This is a genomic window from Vibrio sp. ABH4_348 (assembly GCF_056159765.1).
Map to the genome: position 1 here is coordinate 140,362 of NZ_JBSWVW010000002.1, position 16,156 is coordinate 156,517.

General features: G+C 44.3%; 16 protein-coding genes. 10 read left to right on the top strand and 6 right to left on the bottom strand.

Annotation, left to right across the window (positions count from 1 at the left end; genetic code table 11):
• Positions 1–18: 18 nt before the first annotated feature.
• The 3 genes from ACXAFJ_RS14210 to ACXAFJ_RS14220 form a co-directional block, all read right to left on the bottom strand.
• On the bottom strand, positions 19–633 hold the full coding sequence (locus ACXAFJ_RS14210) for a LysE family translocator (RefSeq protein ID WP_475324321.1): 615 nt from the start codon (positions 631–633) through the stop codon (positions 19–21).
• A 62-nt stretch (positions 634–695) separates the two neighbouring features.
• Entirely contained in the window at positions 696–1,631 is a 936-nt protein-coding gene (locus ACXAFJ_RS14215; protein ID WP_475324323.1) for a LysR family transcriptional regulator, read from the bottom strand.
• A 12-nt stretch (positions 1,632–1,643) separates the two neighbouring features.
• Positions 1,644–2,099, bottom strand: coding sequence for an Lrp/AsnC family transcriptional regulator (locus ACXAFJ_RS14220; RefSeq protein ID WP_475324324.1), 456 nt, complete (start codon positions 2,097–2,099; stop codon positions 1,644–1,646).
• Positions 2,100–2,737: 638 nt separating this feature from the next.
• On the opposite strand from ACXAFJ_RS14220, the gene ACXAFJ_RS14225 reads away from it, so the two are divergent.
• The 4 genes from ACXAFJ_RS14225 to ACXAFJ_RS14240 all read left to right on the top strand — a co-directional run bounded on the left by ACXAFJ_RS14225 (position 2,738) and on the right by ACXAFJ_RS14240 (position 6,340).
• Entirely contained in the window at positions 2,738–3,487 is a 750-nt protein-coding gene (locus ACXAFJ_RS14225; protein WP_475324325.1) for a substrate-binding periplasmic protein, read from the top strand.
• Positions 3,488–3,762: 275 nt separating this feature from the next.
• Positions 3,763–4,311: a GNAT family N-acetyltransferase gene (locus ACXAFJ_RS14230; protein ID WP_475324327.1), complete on the top strand. Its 549-nt coding sequence runs from the start codon at positions 3,763–3,765 to the stop codon at positions 4,309–4,311.
• 12 nt (positions 4,312–4,323) lie between these two features.
• Entirely contained in the window at positions 4,324–5,589 is a 1,266-nt protein-coding gene (gene yjeH / locus ACXAFJ_RS14235) for an L-methionine/branched-chain amino acid transporter (protein ID WP_475324328.1), read from the top strand.
• A 289-nt stretch (positions 5,590–5,878) separates the two neighbouring features.
• The gene (locus ACXAFJ_RS14240; RefSeq protein WP_475324330.1) at positions 5,879–6,340 is read left to right on the top strand and encodes a dCMP deaminase family protein; all 462 of its coding nucleotides are present in this window, start codon (positions 5,879–5,881) and stop codon (positions 6,338–6,340) included.
• A gap of 60 nt (positions 6,341–6,400) precedes the next feature.
• Here ACXAFJ_RS14240 and ACXAFJ_RS14245 read toward each other — a convergent pair whose 3' ends face one another.
• Complete coding sequence (locus ACXAFJ_RS14245) at positions 6,401–9,034, bottom strand: ATP-binding protein (protein ID WP_475324331.1); 2,634 nt, start codon at positions 9,032–9,034, stop codon at positions 6,401–6,403.
• 688 nt (positions 9,035–9,722) lie between these two features.
• Between ACXAFJ_RS14245 and ACXAFJ_RS14250 the strand changes: the two genes are divergently transcribed.
• The 3 genes from ACXAFJ_RS14250 (at position 9,723) to ACXAFJ_RS14260 (ending at position 12,080) form a co-directional block, all read left to right on the top strand.
• Positions 9,723–11,159 carry a glyceraldehyde-3-phosphate dehydrogenase gene (locus ACXAFJ_RS14250; RefSeq protein WP_475324333.1) on the top strand — a complete coding sequence of 479 codons (1,437 nt, stop codon included), beginning with the start codon at positions 9,723–9,725 and terminating at the stop codon, positions 11,157–11,159.
• 114 nt (positions 11,160–11,273) lie between these two features.
• Positions 11,274–11,756 carry an acyl-CoA thioesterase gene (locus tag ACXAFJ_RS14255; protein ID WP_475324334.1) on the top strand — a complete coding sequence of 161 codons (483 nt, stop codon included), beginning with the start codon at positions 11,274–11,276 and terminating at the stop codon, positions 11,754–11,756.
• A gap of 72 nt (positions 11,757–11,828) precedes the next feature.
• A complete protein-coding gene (locus ACXAFJ_RS14260) occupies positions 11,829–12,080 on the top strand; it encodes a hypothetical protein (protein WP_475324336.1) in 252 nt (83 codons plus the stop codon).
• On the opposite strand, the gene hutZ is transcribed toward ACXAFJ_RS14260, so the two are convergent.
• Together hutZ and hutX are read right to left on the bottom strand one after the other, a co-directional pair.
• Entirely contained in the window at positions 12,077–12,610 is a 534-nt protein-coding gene (gene hutZ / locus ACXAFJ_RS14265; RefSeq protein ID WP_475324338.1) for a heme utilization protein HutZ, read from the bottom strand. The two genes, ACXAFJ_RS14260 and hutZ, sit on opposite strands and share 4 nt — an antisense overlap.
• Positions 12,611–13,126 (bottom strand): heme utilization cystosolic carrier protein HutX, encoded by a 516-nt coding sequence (gene hutX, locus ACXAFJ_RS14270; RefSeq protein ID WP_475324339.1) that lies wholly within the window; start codon positions 13,124–13,126, stop codon positions 12,611–12,613.
• A gap of 329 nt (positions 13,127–13,455) precedes the next feature.
• Here hutX and ACXAFJ_RS14275 point away from each other — a divergent pair, with 329 nt between their 5' ends.
• Genes ACXAFJ_RS14275 through ACXAFJ_RS14285 form a run of 3 tightly spaced genes read left to right on the top strand, consistent with a single transcriptional unit; the run spans position 13,456 to position 16,134 of the window.
• A complete protein-coding gene (locus ACXAFJ_RS14275) occupies positions 13,456–14,304 on the top strand; it encodes a heme/hemin ABC transporter substrate-binding protein (protein ID WP_475324341.1) in 849 nt (282 codons plus the stop codon).
• Between the two features lie 7 nt (positions 14,305–14,311).
• Entirely contained in the window at positions 14,312–15,346 is a 1,035-nt protein-coding gene (locus ACXAFJ_RS14280) for a FecCD family ABC transporter permease (RefSeq protein ID WP_475324342.1), read from the top strand.
• On the top strand, positions 15,343–16,134 hold the full coding sequence (locus tag ACXAFJ_RS14285; RefSeq protein ID WP_475324343.1) for a heme ABC transporter ATP-binding protein: 792 nt from the start codon (positions 15,343–15,345) through the stop codon (positions 16,132–16,134). The genes ACXAFJ_RS14280 and ACXAFJ_RS14285 overlap by 4 nt, the downstream gene beginning before the upstream one ends.
• Positions 16,135–16,156: the final 22 nt, after the last annotated feature.

Below are 16,156 nucleotides of genomic sequence, written 5' to 3' on the forward strand. Positions count from 1 at the left end.
TTATATTTGGTTTGCTGTTTAAGCTGTAATTACAACACGCAGGGCCAGAAATATAAGCGCTAACCCACTAACTCGGTCTATCCACACTGCTTTGGCTTTAATATGCTCGATAAACTTTGGTGATAACAGAACCAAAGTTACTAAGGTATACCATAACCCATCAACAATCAGTGGTGTACCAACGATCAATAGCTTTGAGGTAAATGAATCAGACATAGACACAAATTGACTAAACAAGGCCAAAAAGAATAAAACGATTTTAGGACTGAGAATCGAAATCAAGAAGCCTTCTCTGGCCGATTGCCAAAGTGGAACGGGCTCACCCGCTTCCAATTTGGCGGCGATGCCACCTTTAGAACTGATCGCCCTAACACCCAGATATGCCAAGTAAGCCGCACCTGCATAAGTGATGCATTTAAAGACCAAAGGGTATTGTTGGAACAATACAGCCAGCCCCAAAATGGTGATCAGTGCATAAATCCCGATGCCCAGAGCGTGACTCCAAGCCGTTACTAACCCATTCAGTCTTCCACCGGCCAAAGCATGCTTGACCACAATGGCCAAACTTGGTCCTGGAGACATAGCTCCGAGTAGGCAAATCGAAAAGAGGGACAACCAAATGGTTAACGTCATGTTACGTACCCACAATGAAAAATTACGGATACGTTAGTCATTATTTTTGAGAATATCAATAACTATTCGTGATTACTTGAAATCATTCCTATCGAATAGGGGGAGGTATGCATTGCCTTAAGAATAATATCTCTAACCCATTGATGTGCAGAATCATTCGTATATCTAGGGTGCCAGAGCATCCAATATTGGTGAGATGGGGTTTCTACTGGAAGCGGTCGATAAGTCAGCCCGTAGTCTTCGGCAAGATTCTTGGCAATGTGTTCAGGTACCAACATCAAGTAGTCTGAATCTGACAGTACTTTAAGTGCAGATGAGAAAAACGGTACCGCCAAAGCAATTCTTCGAATCACCCCAATTCTGCGCAGTGCCTTGTCAGCGCTTTTATCTTTATCGCCCCCTCCCGACACTTTCAAATGAGGGTATCGGCATATATCGCTGACGGTCATATTGTCTTTATCAACGAGCGGATGAGTGTTTGCCATCAAACATACGGACTTGTCACTGCCCAATGCGATGTAATCCAAGTTATCAGGAGGCTCAGGTAACACCGTTGTTACTGCATGGATGCCATTGTCTCCGAGCCCATCAATATGTGAAGGTTGCCAAAGTCGATAATTCAAACTGAGTAACGGCGATTGTTCACTAAAATCTTTCACTGCATAGGGGAGTATGTACTGAGCGACATAGTCGCTAGATGAAAAAACGTATTCTGTTTTTAGCCTTGATGGCTCGAAGGTAGCGTCTTCAAACAAACTCTCAAAATCTTTTAGCAGGATCGCCAACTTACTTTGTAGCGCTTTTCCCTTTTCTGTTGGTATCAACCCGTTGCCATCTCTCACCAAGAGGGCATCGCCTGTCAGTTCGCGCAATTGTGCTAGCTGACGGCTCATCGCTGATTGAGTAATGTGCAAACGTTCCGCCGCTCGCGATACATGACACTCGTCCAGAAGGACGTGTAGAGAGCGCAGCAAGTTCAAATTCACTTTATCTAACATAATCAATTGTTTTTATTGGTTGTCTTTTCGGTTGTTAAATAGCTCTCGCAATACTGTGTGCGTCACTACTTGGCGAATTTCAGGAATTCGAGACAGCTCTTCTCGAATCTCGTCCACTCGTGTCATGGACGGTGCTTCAGCGAACAGCATCATATCGGTCTCACCACTGATCGAATGACTCCAAATAATTTCTGGAATCTGTTTTACTCGCTCAGCGTAAAAATCGCATTTTCTCTCTGAGTTTGACGTGTCATACTTGAGTGCAAAATACACACTCACTGCCACATCTTTTGGCTTCTCAGGCTTTAACAACACCTGATAACCCATAATTACACCACTTTGTTCCAAACGCTTAAGTCGTGCAGTCACGGCGGTTCGCGACAAGTTAATTTGTCTAGAAAGCTCACTGATTGGCGTACGCGCATCGTTTTTTAGAATCGCAATTAAATGCTGGTCAAATTTGTCCATTGTTTGTTTTCTTACTGCATCCCAGCTCAAACCGGAATTTTAACCTAGTTGACAATTGATTAACTAGGCCGTGTTAGCCTTTCGAGATAATTTTTGCAGCTTTTTGTGGTTGCTAATACAAGGTAGAGGCCCTGAAATGTAGTCACTTTACTCGATGAGCTGATAACGCTGTAAAAATTGACCACAAATGCTTCCCGAAAGATTTGGCCAAAAAATCACACGAAAACGATGTTGGTTGAAGCACGCTTGGCAGGTGTCAAACAACGGCTAAAAACCTCGAATAGCGAATTTAAGAGGTACGAAAGAAGAAAACTGAGGTGCATTAGATAGACAATGTGGAGCTAGAAATGACCTTTATATAACGATTGGTCATTAACCTTGCACTAATGACATTATTAATAATAATTAAATAAGAACTCCCTTCAAACGTATTTGATTTGCGAAATCTGACTTTTGAGGAGCATTTCCATATACCCACTCGGGTTTTCTTGCTGTCTCGCTTTAAGACGAGTTAGTCAGTTTAAGCCAAAGCAAACTGGGCAGAGCCCGCAACAAGAAAAAAGTCGAAGCGATACTAGAGAAGGAAGATAGCCCAAACAATTAGCAACCAGCCTCACAATAATCGATAAGGTTTCACTATGGATTACAAAACCATCATCGTTTCATTAGGACTAGTTATTTCTCTTCAGGTACTTGCGTCAGATAACCTCATAATATTAGCGGATCATGATGGAAGACCAAAATATTACGAAGAAGATGGTGAAGCGAAAGGCTTTATTGTGGACATAACACGATGGTGTTTAGATACCATGAAGGTAAATTATGTCGTAAATACCGGCCCCTGGGCGCGTTTAGTACGACAAGCGAACAAAGGCGAAGGAGGCATTATTGGCTTTTCAGTTAGCTCTGAAAGATTAAAGAGATACGACTACTCACGTGCCCTATTTGTTGGAGACTTGATGATTGTAGTCAAAGCTGGTAGCGAATTCGATTACTCTAGCATTTCAGATTTAACCGGCAAATCCGTCGCGGTTTCAAGAGGCACCTCGTACGGTGACAAGTTTGACAACGCCGTAGCGCGTGGTGTTTTTACTTTACACGAATTTTCGAATCAGGCCGACGGATTGGATATGGTGAAGAAAGGGAGAATTGATGTCGCCCTGATAGGTCCCGGACAATATGGTCTTCGTCGGATTGTAAATGCAACTTCAAGATTATCTGAGCAGGATTTTTCAATCTTACCGAAACCCTTTAAGAGTGATACGAAGCACTTAGCATTTGCCAAAACTCTTAACATGATTCCCTTTCTGATCAAATTTGATGAATGCTTGGCTGAGAGTGAAGAAAAAGGAATTTTTGATTCTTTGATCTCTCGGTATCTGGATTGAATTCGTTTATTCTAAACTCCATTCACTTAACCTTCGGTTATGAGTGAGGGTTTTTCCAGCAGGAAAACTAACTCGCATTTACTCAACCAAATAAATTCCCTCTGGCTGTAGTCATTTTGACTAAACACTCAAAAACTATAGTCACTTTTTCACTCAAAGAGTGACGAATTGCGCAGTGACTTACTCTCAGGTTTGAACGTAATCTGTAGTCATTAAATTGCAGAACTGTTCAAGGTTTTGTTGGACAGGCAAGTGTTAAAACATGGAGTAACGTTATGAGCACATTCACCCAATCTTCCGTTTCTGAGTCTTCGACTTCTGAGCTTGCCTTATGCGAAAATGTACAGGTCGTCAAAGCAGACTATTCTAATCCCAGTCATCAACGCGCCATTTTGTTGTTGATGGATGCATATGCACTGGCTCCCGCTGGTGGCGGTAAGAAGCTTACTCCTGACGTCACCACTCGATTGATACAACAATTGGCTCTTAGACCTTTTGCTCATAGCTTTATTGCGTTTATTGACGACAATCCGGTAGGCCTCATCAATGTATTTGAAACGTTCTCTACGTTTAAAGCAGCATCGGTGGTTAACTTGCATGATGTCGTGGTTTTGGACGGCTACCGAGGGCATGGAATTGCGCAGTCAATATTGAGCCAAGTCGAAGCGTTTGCTTTGAGCTTAGGCGCTTGCAAACTCACGCTAGAGGTCCTTGCAAGCAATACTCAAGCACAAGGTGCTTACCGCAAGTACGGCTTTGTCGGTGAAACTGCACCATTTAACAATGAGTCCGATCCAGTTCTGTTTTGGCAAAAAGTGTTTTAAGTAGGAAAGTTCATGGCTGAATTAAAAAAAGAAATTGGTTTGATCTCTGGCATCGCGCAGTTATCAACCACCCTGTTGGGCACAGGCTTGTTTATGGTACCCGCCATTGCGGCGGGTGTCGGTCAAACTTTCTCATTATGGGCCTGGTTAGTATTGTTTGTGGCGATTTGCCCTATCGCCATCACCTTTGCCATTCTCGGCAAACGTTACCCAAACGCTGGAGGTACTGCGTATTTTGTAAAACAAGCTTTTAATTCACGTTTAGAAAGCAGTGTTGCTTGGCTGTTTCTCAGTGTATTACCAGTTGGTGTTCCCGCCGCGATAAATTTAACCGCAGGTTTTTTGCAACAACTGCTCCCACCACTATCCGACTCGTTAATTTGGGCGCAAGTCGTAACCATCGCAATTTTGCTCGGCGTTAATGCTATGGGAGCAAAGTCTTCAGGTAGACTGCAAACGCTTATTGCGCTTGCCATTATCGTTTTAGTGGTGGCCATGTTGTGGAAAGCAGGATTTGAGCCCCTTTCCATCCCCTTACCGCAATTAAGTTCTGACGCCATAGTGCCAATTGGAGCCTCACTCGCCATTATGTTCTGGTGCTTTGTAGGCATCGAAGCCTTTGCCCATATGGGAGAAGAGTTCAAAAACCCATCCAGAGACTTTCCGATTGCAATAGTTGTTGGGTGTTTGTTGGCGGGCCTAACCTACTACGCTTGCTCAACTATAGTGTTGCATTTTTCTGCCTACGGTAGCCCCTACTTTGATAACCAGTCTATCCCGTGGCTCACAACACAGTTGTTTGGCGAAGGTTTATCTTGGGGAATTAGTCTCGTTGGTTTTGCCGCGTGTTTTGCCAGTCTAAATCTCTATACCCAAAGTCTGTCTCGTATGATTTGGTCGCAAGCAAGGACGCACAAACCTCAATCCGCAGTTGCCAATGTCACGAGACGCGGTGTGCCACTAAATGCCACTTTAATAGTATGCATTGTCGTTTGGGTGTCGTGTTTAGCTGGTGTGTTGTTCACTATAGATGTGGAACACTACCTCGCTCTCGCCAATGGCGTGTTCGTGGTGATTTATTTGCTGGCGATGGTTGCAGCTTACAAGCTTCTCTCGGGTTGGGCTAAACTGCTCGCTGTGCTCTCCATAGTGCTTTGTTTAGGTGTATTGCTATCTATAGGTTGGGCAGCCTTATACGCAATCATCATTTTTGCTTTGCTCTCTATGCCTTGGAAGCGCTGGTTTGGTAGAAAAGAATTCCAAGTAACAAGCTCATAGAAATTGCAAAACGCAAGGTCATTGCATTTTGCAATCAAGAATAGACGCAAAATGCGTGACCTCTATTCCAGTATTTCACAAACCATAGGAAATATAACGATATAAAACATGGCACACATCATGCTTTACTGATATTGACCCTTCTAAGCCGAGGGTCACCTAGCCAACTGACGTTGTTAGTGAACCTCTTTGTTCACAAAGATAACGGCCAATCACCCTTTTGTGATTGGCCTTTTTTTTATCTTCTGATCAGGTATGATTTCGACGATATCAAACTTAGGACAACACGATGACAACCAAGTGGGAACGCCGCTTCTATCAAATGGCTGAATTAGTCGCTTCTTGGAGTAAAGACCCTTCAACTCAAGTAGGTGCAGTGATCACTAAGCAAAACCGCATCGTTTCTGTTGGGTTTAATGGTTATCCTCATGGAATTTCTGACAGTGCTGATGTTGATGACCGCGAAATGAAATACCTAAAGACTCTGCATGCAGAAGAAAACGCTATCCTCTTTGCCAAAAGGGATTTAGACGGTTGTGAGATTTGGGTCACTCACTTTCCCTGCCCCAACTGCGCCGCTAAGATTATTCAAACTGGAATAGCAACAGTCCACTGCCCTGAGCAATCAGACGATTTTTTGTCTAGATGGGGAGACAAAATTCAAGTGAGCCAAGACATGTTTGAGCAAGCCAAGGTATCCGTTAACTGGCTTGCCTTGGACGAATTGCGCCAAACTGACGCTAGAGGCTAAATCGATTTCAGATTTCGAGTTTGGCCCTATACCTAAATCGCCCTTTCTAACGCTATGTTTTTACACCTCGACTTGCAGTTGATTGAAGGTGTCAAACAGCTGATGTGACTTATAGGGTTTAGGTAAATAAGCATCCATACCGGCGTCAAAACAGTTTTTGACGTCTTTCTCTAACACGCTTGCAGTCAACGCGATGATTGGAACGTGGTCCCTTTGATTTTTTCGTTCCCATTCACGAATCAGTCGCGTTGCAGTTAACCCATCCATTATCGGCATCATACAGTCCATTAATATTGCACTGTATTGCTTGCCAGATGTCACCGCATCCACCGCTTCTTTACCATTGCTCACTATCTTGTACTCAACACCGGCTTTACGCAGATGAAAGCTGGCGATCTTTTGATTCATTAGATTGTCTTCGACAATCAAAATGTGCTGCTTGTCCGTCTCGTCTTGAGAACTAGGAACATCAACTTCTGGCTCATGATAGGCACGTTGACTCGGCTGATTGGCAAAAAATCGGCGTACCGTGCTCTCAAATCGGTTACCCAGAATGGGCAGCGATAACGATGCAGAAACCAAAGACTCAATTTCAGTCGACACGTACAGGTGGTGTTGAAGTGCTACGATTTCCACACCCACAAAGGTTTGCTGCACCTCAGGTAGGTCTTTCTTAGACGAATACTTATCGGTTTTGCAGTAGAACACGATATCGACATTTGACCCATGTTGCAGAGCCTTTTGAGTATGACTGTAGACTGTATAGCCTAGCTTGAGCTTTTTACACTCCTGCTCAATCAGACCAAGATACTGTGTTGAATTAGCAATGATAAGCGCGTGTCCAGGCAAATCCGGTTTTACAGGCTGCATCGCGGAAGCTTGCAACGGGATTTTGAAACTAAAGCAACTGCCTAAGCCTCGTGTACTTTCGACATGAATCTCGCCATCCATTAAATCTATGATTTGTTTGCAAATCGTCAAACCTAGACCTGTTCCACCAAACTCGCGAGTAATGCTACCGTCTTCCTGAATGAAGGGTTCAAAAATATGATCCAGCTTGTGTCTAGCGATCCCCACCCCCGTGTCGGTCACCGAACAGTTCAACCAGCTGCTGCCATGGGCGCTGATATATTCAAGCTCAACCGCAATCCGTCCATCCTGCGTAAATTTGACAGCGTTGCTAAGTAAGTTCATCAATACTTGCTTAAATCTGAACTCGTCCACGTAGACCATGGAAGGCATACTTGAAGAAATCTCCACAGTCAGTTCATTGTGGTTCTTGATCGCACGACTATTCACCATATTCATAGACTCAAATACGGTTTCTCTTAAATCGATGTCGTATGGCGTTAGGGTTAGGTTACCCGATTCAATTTTTGACAGATCCAGAATGTCATTAATTAGCAGCAGCAAAGAATGCGAAGACGCGTCGATGTCCGACAAGACATCCTTTTGGCTTTGATTTAAATGGCTTTCAGATAAAATTTCTGTCATGCCAATGATGCCATTTAGTGGCGTGCGAATCTCGTGAGACATATTAGCCAAAAACATACTTTTGGCTTTATTGGCTGATATCGCTTCTTCTTTGGCATCAAGCAGTTTCTTTTGATGTTCTACCTGCTTTTTAATGATCTGATTTAAGTTGTTAGAAAATTGAGTAAATTCGTCGTTACCGTCGGGCGATGTCAGCGCCACTCCCTTCTCATCTCGAATGCTTTCCAGTGCAGACAACGTCTCTGATAATTTTTGGCAAATCCGCTGGAAAATCCCGTAGAACCACGAGGCCATAGCAGCCAATAGTCCGAGTATAGCGCCACACGCCAACCAAAGTTGTTGTTTAAGCTCAGTCAATCTAGCATCACTGATACTTAGCAAGCTATCCGCGGTTTGGCTCAATACACTTCTTAGTAATTGATTTCGCTGCTGCATGGCTTGCAGATAACTATTAACCTCAAATAGCCCATTGCCCGTCACTTGCCACTTACGCCATTGATCATGCAACCTGTCTGCCCTGGTAAAAGTCTGATTATTAAAAACCTTTTTTAGGTCAACGACGGGCTGGTAGGTTGAGGCAGCGGCCGTTATCTTCTCTTGATAGATCTGTTGACGTTCCTTAACCTGAGACATGCGCTGTTTGAGTTGGTCAGAATCTGAACCTAAGGTCTTGAACTGTAAAAGTGAAAATGCCTCAACTTCTTGATAGAAATTCAGCAGTTGTAAGTCGTATAGTGCATCCATTGCTGTATGCATTTGAATGTCACGATTGCCAGCGCCTAATTGTCTGAGGTTGGTTTGAATGTTGGACAGTAAAGAAACAACTTGGCTAGAGTCAGAATAGACACTAGAAGGAGTAGTCGAAGATAACAGCCCTTCCAATTCGATCATTTGACTCATCGTGGTTGTCAACGGAATACGATTTTCAATCTGCGTATGGTTTTCGAGAGTATCGATAATAGATTGGCCCGTTGTGTGTACCATATCGATAGATGTTCGCGCATCAAAAGAGCGAGTGTTTTTTGCTAATGCCTCGAATATCTGGTGCGAATAAGGCGCCATGTATAACGCGACATTTAGCTGGGTCTGATAGGCTTTTTGGCTATTTATCTGTTTTAAGTGTCCACTGACAAATACGGTGAACAGACCAATGATAACCAACACGGGTAATAGCCCAAGTACCAATAACCGAGTTTTCATCGATAGTTTACTAAGTGCCAGCATCGCAGACCCTCAATTACGCTTTCAATGCAATAATAGTAGTCATTACGATTAGCAACCATTTTCATAAAAACACGAAAATAGTGGTTTATTTTTTGCCCGTTTTAAGACGAATCCTAAGCCTATGAAAATTCAGTATGGCTTAATGACAAATACATCACAATTGTCTCAATTGCGATAATTTTCAGTTTTTGGCTTGATTTATAATGTGGGATCAATCTCCCAATTTCGAAGCGGAAACTAATTCTCTCAGCGGTTTTAAACGATGCAAATCGGAAATGGCTGGCTCAATATTTAAGTCCCAAGTTAACTACCACCTTTAGCGGTCATAAAACAACCAAACCTAAAACATAATTGTGATTTTAATCACTTAATGTTTATTCAATTTTCACTCCAAGGACTCACCAATGCGAGGTTAAGCATTTTACTACGCAAAATAACCAGTCGCATTTTGGGAAATCACCCTCAATTAGCCCTGTTCTCTCGAAAAAAGTGTCCACCATATTTGTGTCAACTCACTGCTAGATGGCCAGTTATTTTTCTTAGGAGAATAAGCCCTTACTTCGTATGATTCCGCTCGCGGTAGCCCAGCCGCTTCAACTACCGGTGCATTAGCACTGACATTATTAAGGGCACCCCAAAACTACGTGAAAGGAAAGTGTCTAACATGAGCCCCGAAACTCATTTACAAGAATGGCAAACCAGCCAATCGATTGCGGAAAGAATCTCACCAATCATCGGTCAACTTTATCGCGACCACGGTATCGAAACCCTAATGTTTGGCAAAACGCTTATAAATGCTGCCACAATCGATGTCATTAAGTCTCATCGTTTATCAAAACACCACCAAGGCCCGGCCATTACAGTTAAACATACGGCTCCAATAGTGGAGTTATTAGCCAAGATGTCGCTTGGTGCATCTCGAATTGATGTTGGTTTGCTTGCACAGGGATATTGGGCCAATCACGATGATGATGTCGCACTGAATGATTACTTACATACCGCGTTAGTAGAAGCTCAAACACAACAGCAAATCGTCGAGCCTAGAGATGTGGTTTTGTACGGGTTTGGACGTATTGGCCGCCTTCTGACCCGTTTATTGGTGGAAAAGTCAGGCTCCGGCTACCCGTTACGTCTTCGCGCCATTGTGGTTCGCGGCGGTAGAGATGGCGACCTAGAGAAACGCGCGAGTCTACTGCGCAGAGATTCGGTACACGGTCAGTTCAATGGCAGCATAGTCGTCGACCACGAAAGACAAGCCATCATCGCCAATGGAAATTACATTCAGATCATTTATGCTAATCAACCCGAAGACGTGGACTACACAGAGTACGGTATTGAGAATGCGCTTGTCGTCGACAATACCGGGGTGTGGCGTGACTCCGAAGGCTTGTCTCGTCATTTAAGCGCGTCAGGTGCAGCCAAGGTGCTATTGACCGCGCCCGGCAAAGGCGACATCAAAAATGTGGTATTTGGCGTTAATCATGATGTGATCGAAACTGACGACACCATTATCTCCGCAGCCAGTTGTACCACCAATGCCATCACCCCTGTGCTTAAAGCCATCAATGATAAGTATGGCATTACTTCTGGCCACATCGAGACCGTACACTCTTACACAAACGATCAAAATCTGATCGACAACTTCCATTCGGGAGAGCGCCGAGGGCGCAGCGCATCGCTCAATATGGTTCTTACTTCGACAGGAGCGGCTAAAGCAGTATCCAAAGCCCTCCCCGAAATGGCGGGGAAATTAACGGGTAACGCTATTCGTGTTCCAACGCCAAACGTCTCTATGGCCATTGCCAACTTAAACTTGGACAACGAGTGCGACAAACAATCGCTCAATGCCTTCTTGAGAGACACAGCCCTGTGCTCAAGTCTATCAGGACAAGTGGATTACACAGAATCAACCGAAGTGGTTTCATCGGATTTGGTTGGCTCCCGATTTGCGGGTGTGGTTGACGGAGCCGCGACGATTGCAGAGGGAAATCGCTGCGTTCTGTACATTTGGTACGACAATGAATTTGGGTATAGCTGCCAAGTGGTTCACTGTATGGAACAGATGCTCAATGTTCGCTTCCCTACTTACCCAAAAGCATAGAGATCGATGAGATTGACATAACAAACCACCTATAAACCAATAAATAAGCCGCAGTTGTTCCATGCGGCTTTTTATTATCTAAACTGAAAGTAAGGTTATTAAGAGATGAGTGTTATGGGCCAACAACGTGAAATGACGCTGCGCTTTTTGGCAGAACCCAGTGATGTCAACTTTGGTGGTAAAGTGCACGGCGGTGCGGTTATGAAATGGATTGACCTTGCGGCTTACGCCTGCGCGGCTGCTTGGAGCGGTAAATATTGCATTACGGCTTATGCGGGTGGAATAAGATTTGTCGCGCCCATATTGGTAGGCCAACTAGTAGAAGTGACTGGCAAGATAATCCTTACCGGGAAGTCGTCCATGCACATTGCAATCGATGTTAAAGCTAGCGACCCAAAAATCATGGAGAGCGCCCTGACAACACATTGCATCGTCATTATGGTTGCGGTAGATGAAAATGGTAAGCCAACAGAGGTGCCAACTTGGACTCCCACCAACGACAAAGACATTAAACTTCAAGAATCCGCATTGAAGCTTGTCGATATGCGAAAGCAAATAGGCGCTGAGATGCAAATGCACATTGATTTGTTTAAGTAAGATTAGCTGTCATCGTTTTTTAACATTGACTTGGTTTAATCAAACGCAATCAATTGCAACCCCGAGTCACACGTGTCACAGACGCCAATCACTTTAGCTGAACCGACGTTAAGCGATCGCAAATCCGTTGAGTATCAATGGGTGAGAACGATGTATGTAGAAGGGTATTCTGCGACAGAAATTAACCAATACATCAACAAGTGTTTTGGCGGCGACGATACGTTTGCAGATTTATTTAGAAAAGTGGCCCTCAATCATGAGAGCCACTATGTTTTACTGCAATATTTAGGTTGCGCCCCTTCTAGTAAAGAGCTTCAGCCCTAACTGGCATTGGCAACGGGTCTATGCCCTTGCTCAAGATGCACAAAGTCCACCATGTTTTCACCCGACACGCGATAGGCTTGACCAAAACCTTTCACAAATAAGCCTTGCTCTGGTTTTAAGTTAAATAGGATGAAATCGTCTAACTGACTCAAGCCATCAATGATTTCACCAAAACGAGCGCGCAGTTGTGCAATGACAGCCGCCCACAGTTCTGAATCACGGGCAATGATGTTGGCTTGGGCATCAAAGGTTAATCGTGTTCTCGCGTAAATTTGCTTACAGTTGCTCTCGTCTTCCACCATCATGATTGAAACATTCGGATTGCTTTGTAAGTTTCTAGCGTGACGTGCGATTTCTGAAATTAGGACGAAATAGCCATTTTCATTCTGGACAAATGGCGCATAGCTCACATTAGGTCGACCTTCGCTATCAATGGTTGCCAGCTGCAGCGTTTTGCACTTCTCTCGAAACTCTTTGATTTCTGGTCCCAAACGCCCTTGAAGCCGTTCCTTTTTTACTTCGTTGTCCATTTAACTTTCCTTATTTTGACGAAACTCGCTAACTAACGCCTTAAACTTGGTGACCTGATCAGCGAGCAACTGATGTTTGTCGTCACGGCCTAAGTATACTTTAAAAATGTTGCTGCCATCTGCATCAAAAAAACCGACATAGTGGCTTTCTTTGCCTCTAAATGGCTTGCTGACCAGCGCCACATGTTTAATGTTGGATAGCAAAATATGGCCATGCATTTCATCCGCTTGACCAAACAAATTGTAATAACCACGTCCTAGTTTGCCTTCGGGTATGGCACCTTTAAATTCGAATACTGAACCAGCCAGTTGAACAATCGTGGTTACAGTGCCAAAGGATGCCAGCGCAGTAAGTAGGGTTTGGGCATGCTCTCCATCCAACATCAGTGCCATCTCTTGGGGAAACGCTGCCACAACTTGTTGTTCTGACGCGCCCAACTGCTCGGCAATTTCGCTGGCCATTAACATCGGGGAGTTGATCAGTAGATCTTCTACTCTTACTGCAAAATCTGACATTTACTTTTCCTTCATTACTGCTTGTGATTTTTGTACACACCGAAGAGGCACATTTAAAAATTGTTTTAATGGAACAAAATATCGCAATTATTAATATTGCAATACAGTTGTCTATTTCGACGCATAATAATAGCTGATAAAGCCATTTGCAAATGATAATATTTTTCAATAATATCTTGCGGATTTTTGAATCTGGCACGGTATATAACAAGAATTCGTGCGTAATCTCGATATCAATTAATAGAGAGATCGTGCCTTTTTTGGCGAACGCAACACAGTGTCCGCAGTTTATGAAAAATTAGCTCGCTTTATTAAGGAATGAACAAAACATGTTGAAATGGGTCTTATCTGTTGGCGTTGTCGCGCTAACCACATTAAGTTTTGGTAGCAACGCAGCAAGTGAAAACCGAGTAGTCAGTGTAGGCGCCGCCGTGACTGAGCTGGTCGTCGCGTTTGAGGAAAAAAAATCGCTTGTCGCCGTCGATGTGACCAGTCGCTTTCCTGCCGTTGAGTCACTTCCAAAAGTGGGCTACCACCGAGCTCTTGCCGCAGAAGGCATATTAGCAATGGGGCCGAACCATTTGATTGGGTCAAAAGAAATGGGGCCTGACTCAACACTTGAAACCGTGCAGCAAGCCGGTGTCACTGTCACCAAGGTTAATGAAGAGTACAGTGTTGAGGGACTACTAAACAGCGTCTCGAAACTGAATCAAATCTTTAAAAACGACCAAGTCGCCAACCAAATTTCTAACCGAATCAACGAGCAGACTAAAAAAATTAAAAAACTCGCGTCCAAAGCAACGCAGCAGCCAACCATTTTATTTGTGATATCCCACGAAGGAAGACCAACAGTCACTGCAGGAAATAACACAACTCCTGACGCCATTATTGACCTAGTTGGTGGCCTCAACCCAACGGCCGCCCATTTCGAATCTTACAAACCCATTTCAAATGAAGCGTTGATCGAAATGAATCCGGATGTGATTTTTGTGAGTGCAAGAAACTTAAAAGACTTTGGCACCAAAGAGGCTATCGTCAAAAAGATCCCTGCCATCGCATCAACAACTGCTGGCAAGCAAAATGCGATTTACACCGTCAATTCTGGTGCACTGGTTGGCGGATTTGGCCTAAGCAGCTTAAACGAAGCTGAACGTTTGGCCGAGCTCCTTTATCAATAGGCTTTTTATGACAACTCGAGTCAACTCGACCCTGGTTCTGAGCGTTCTGATTTCAATCGTTGTCATTTTGGCGATTAGCTCTGTCACGTTTGGGCAAGCCAGTGTCAATGTATTCGGTGAACTGCGTCGATTACTCGGCGCAGCTGTTGAAATCCCAGCGCATGAGCATTTGATTCTGTACGAAATTAGGCTGCCGAGAACCTTACTTTGCTTAAGTATTGGAGCCATTCTGGCCACCTGCGGCACAGTGACTCAAGGCTTGTTTCGCAACCCGCTGGCTGACCCGGGAATAATCGGTGTTTCCTCAGGAGCCGCTCTGGGTGCAGGACTAGCCATTGTCGTTTTTGAAGGCTTAGTCAGCAGTTACCCTATTTTGATGAAGCTAACAGCGTTACCGGTTTTTGCGTTTGTCGGCGGCGCGCTGACCACTATTTTGGTCTATCGCTTAGGGACAAGCCGTCACGGTACATCTGTCATGGTTATGTTGCTTGCAGGGGTGGCGGTTGGTGCGTTAACCGGAGCTGCAATGGGTTACCTCAATTACTTAGCCAATGATGAAATGCTGCGTCGTTTGTCATTGTGGACTATGGGCTCTGTTGGCGGTGCAACTTGGGATAGTATCGCGCTCTCCTATCTATTCTTAGTAATATTGGTGGTGTTTTTCTATCGCCAAGCTGATGCGTTAAATGCACTTCTTTTAGGAGAGCCCGAAGCCAGACACTTAGGCGTCAATGTTCAGAAACTAAAACGACATCTGATTATTGCCGTTGCCATTGGAGTTGGGGTAACGGTCAGTATTGCCGGGATGATCGGGTTTATCGGCTTGGTCGTGCCGCATTTGGTGAGATTAATGTGCGGACCTGATCATAGAATAGTGATTCCTTTTTCAGCCATTCTAGGCGCGGCACTCCTTACATTTGCAGATATTTTAGCTCGAGTAGTGGTTGCGCCAGCAGAATTACCAGTTGGTATTCTAACTGCGTTGATTGGCGCACCTTTCTTCTTATATTTGCTCGCCCAGCAAAGAGGAAAACTGATATGACTAGTCAAGTGGCGCTTTGTGCAGAGTCGGTATCCATTGAGTTTGAAAGTAAAACGATACTCAAGTCGGTGTCGGTTTCATTCAATTCAGGTGAGCTGACTAGCCTAATTGGTCCCAATGGCGCTGGGAAAAGTACCTTACTCAAAGCCCTCGCGGGAGAATATGGTTATCTGGACCAAGTCAGTCTATTTAACACGCCCATTCCCCACTGGAAAACTCATGAGTTGGCTAAGCATTTGGCGATGTTGCCGCAAAGCAGCACGTTGAACTTTCCTTTTTTAGCAAGTGAAGTGGCAAGAATGGGAGGACTGCCGCTCAACCTCGCCAAATCAGAGCTTGATCAAATAGTTCAAGATTACATGGTCCAGTGCGACGTCTGGCATCTGAGGTCGAGAAACTTCTTGTCTCTATCTGGGGGTGAAAAGCAGAGAGTCCACTTAGCTAGGGTGCTAGTCCAACTTCATCAGGGACAAGAACGACGAATCTTGATGTTAGATGAACCAACCTCGGCTCTCGATTTGGCGCACCAACACCAAACGCTGGCATTAGCCCATACCATGGCCAAACAGCACAATTGCTGCGTGGTCGTCGTACTTCATGATTTGAATCTTGCTTCACAATATTCTGACAATATTGTGGTGCTTCGAGACGGCGAAATTTATTCACAAGGTTTACCTCAACAGATCATTAATCAAGAGCTGCTATCGTCAGTGTATCGATTTGACGGCTATGTTGAGACACATCCGAGGCTCGCGTGCCCTTGGGTCTATCCACAACATACCCTTTAGTAACCAATCTAATTTTAAGGGA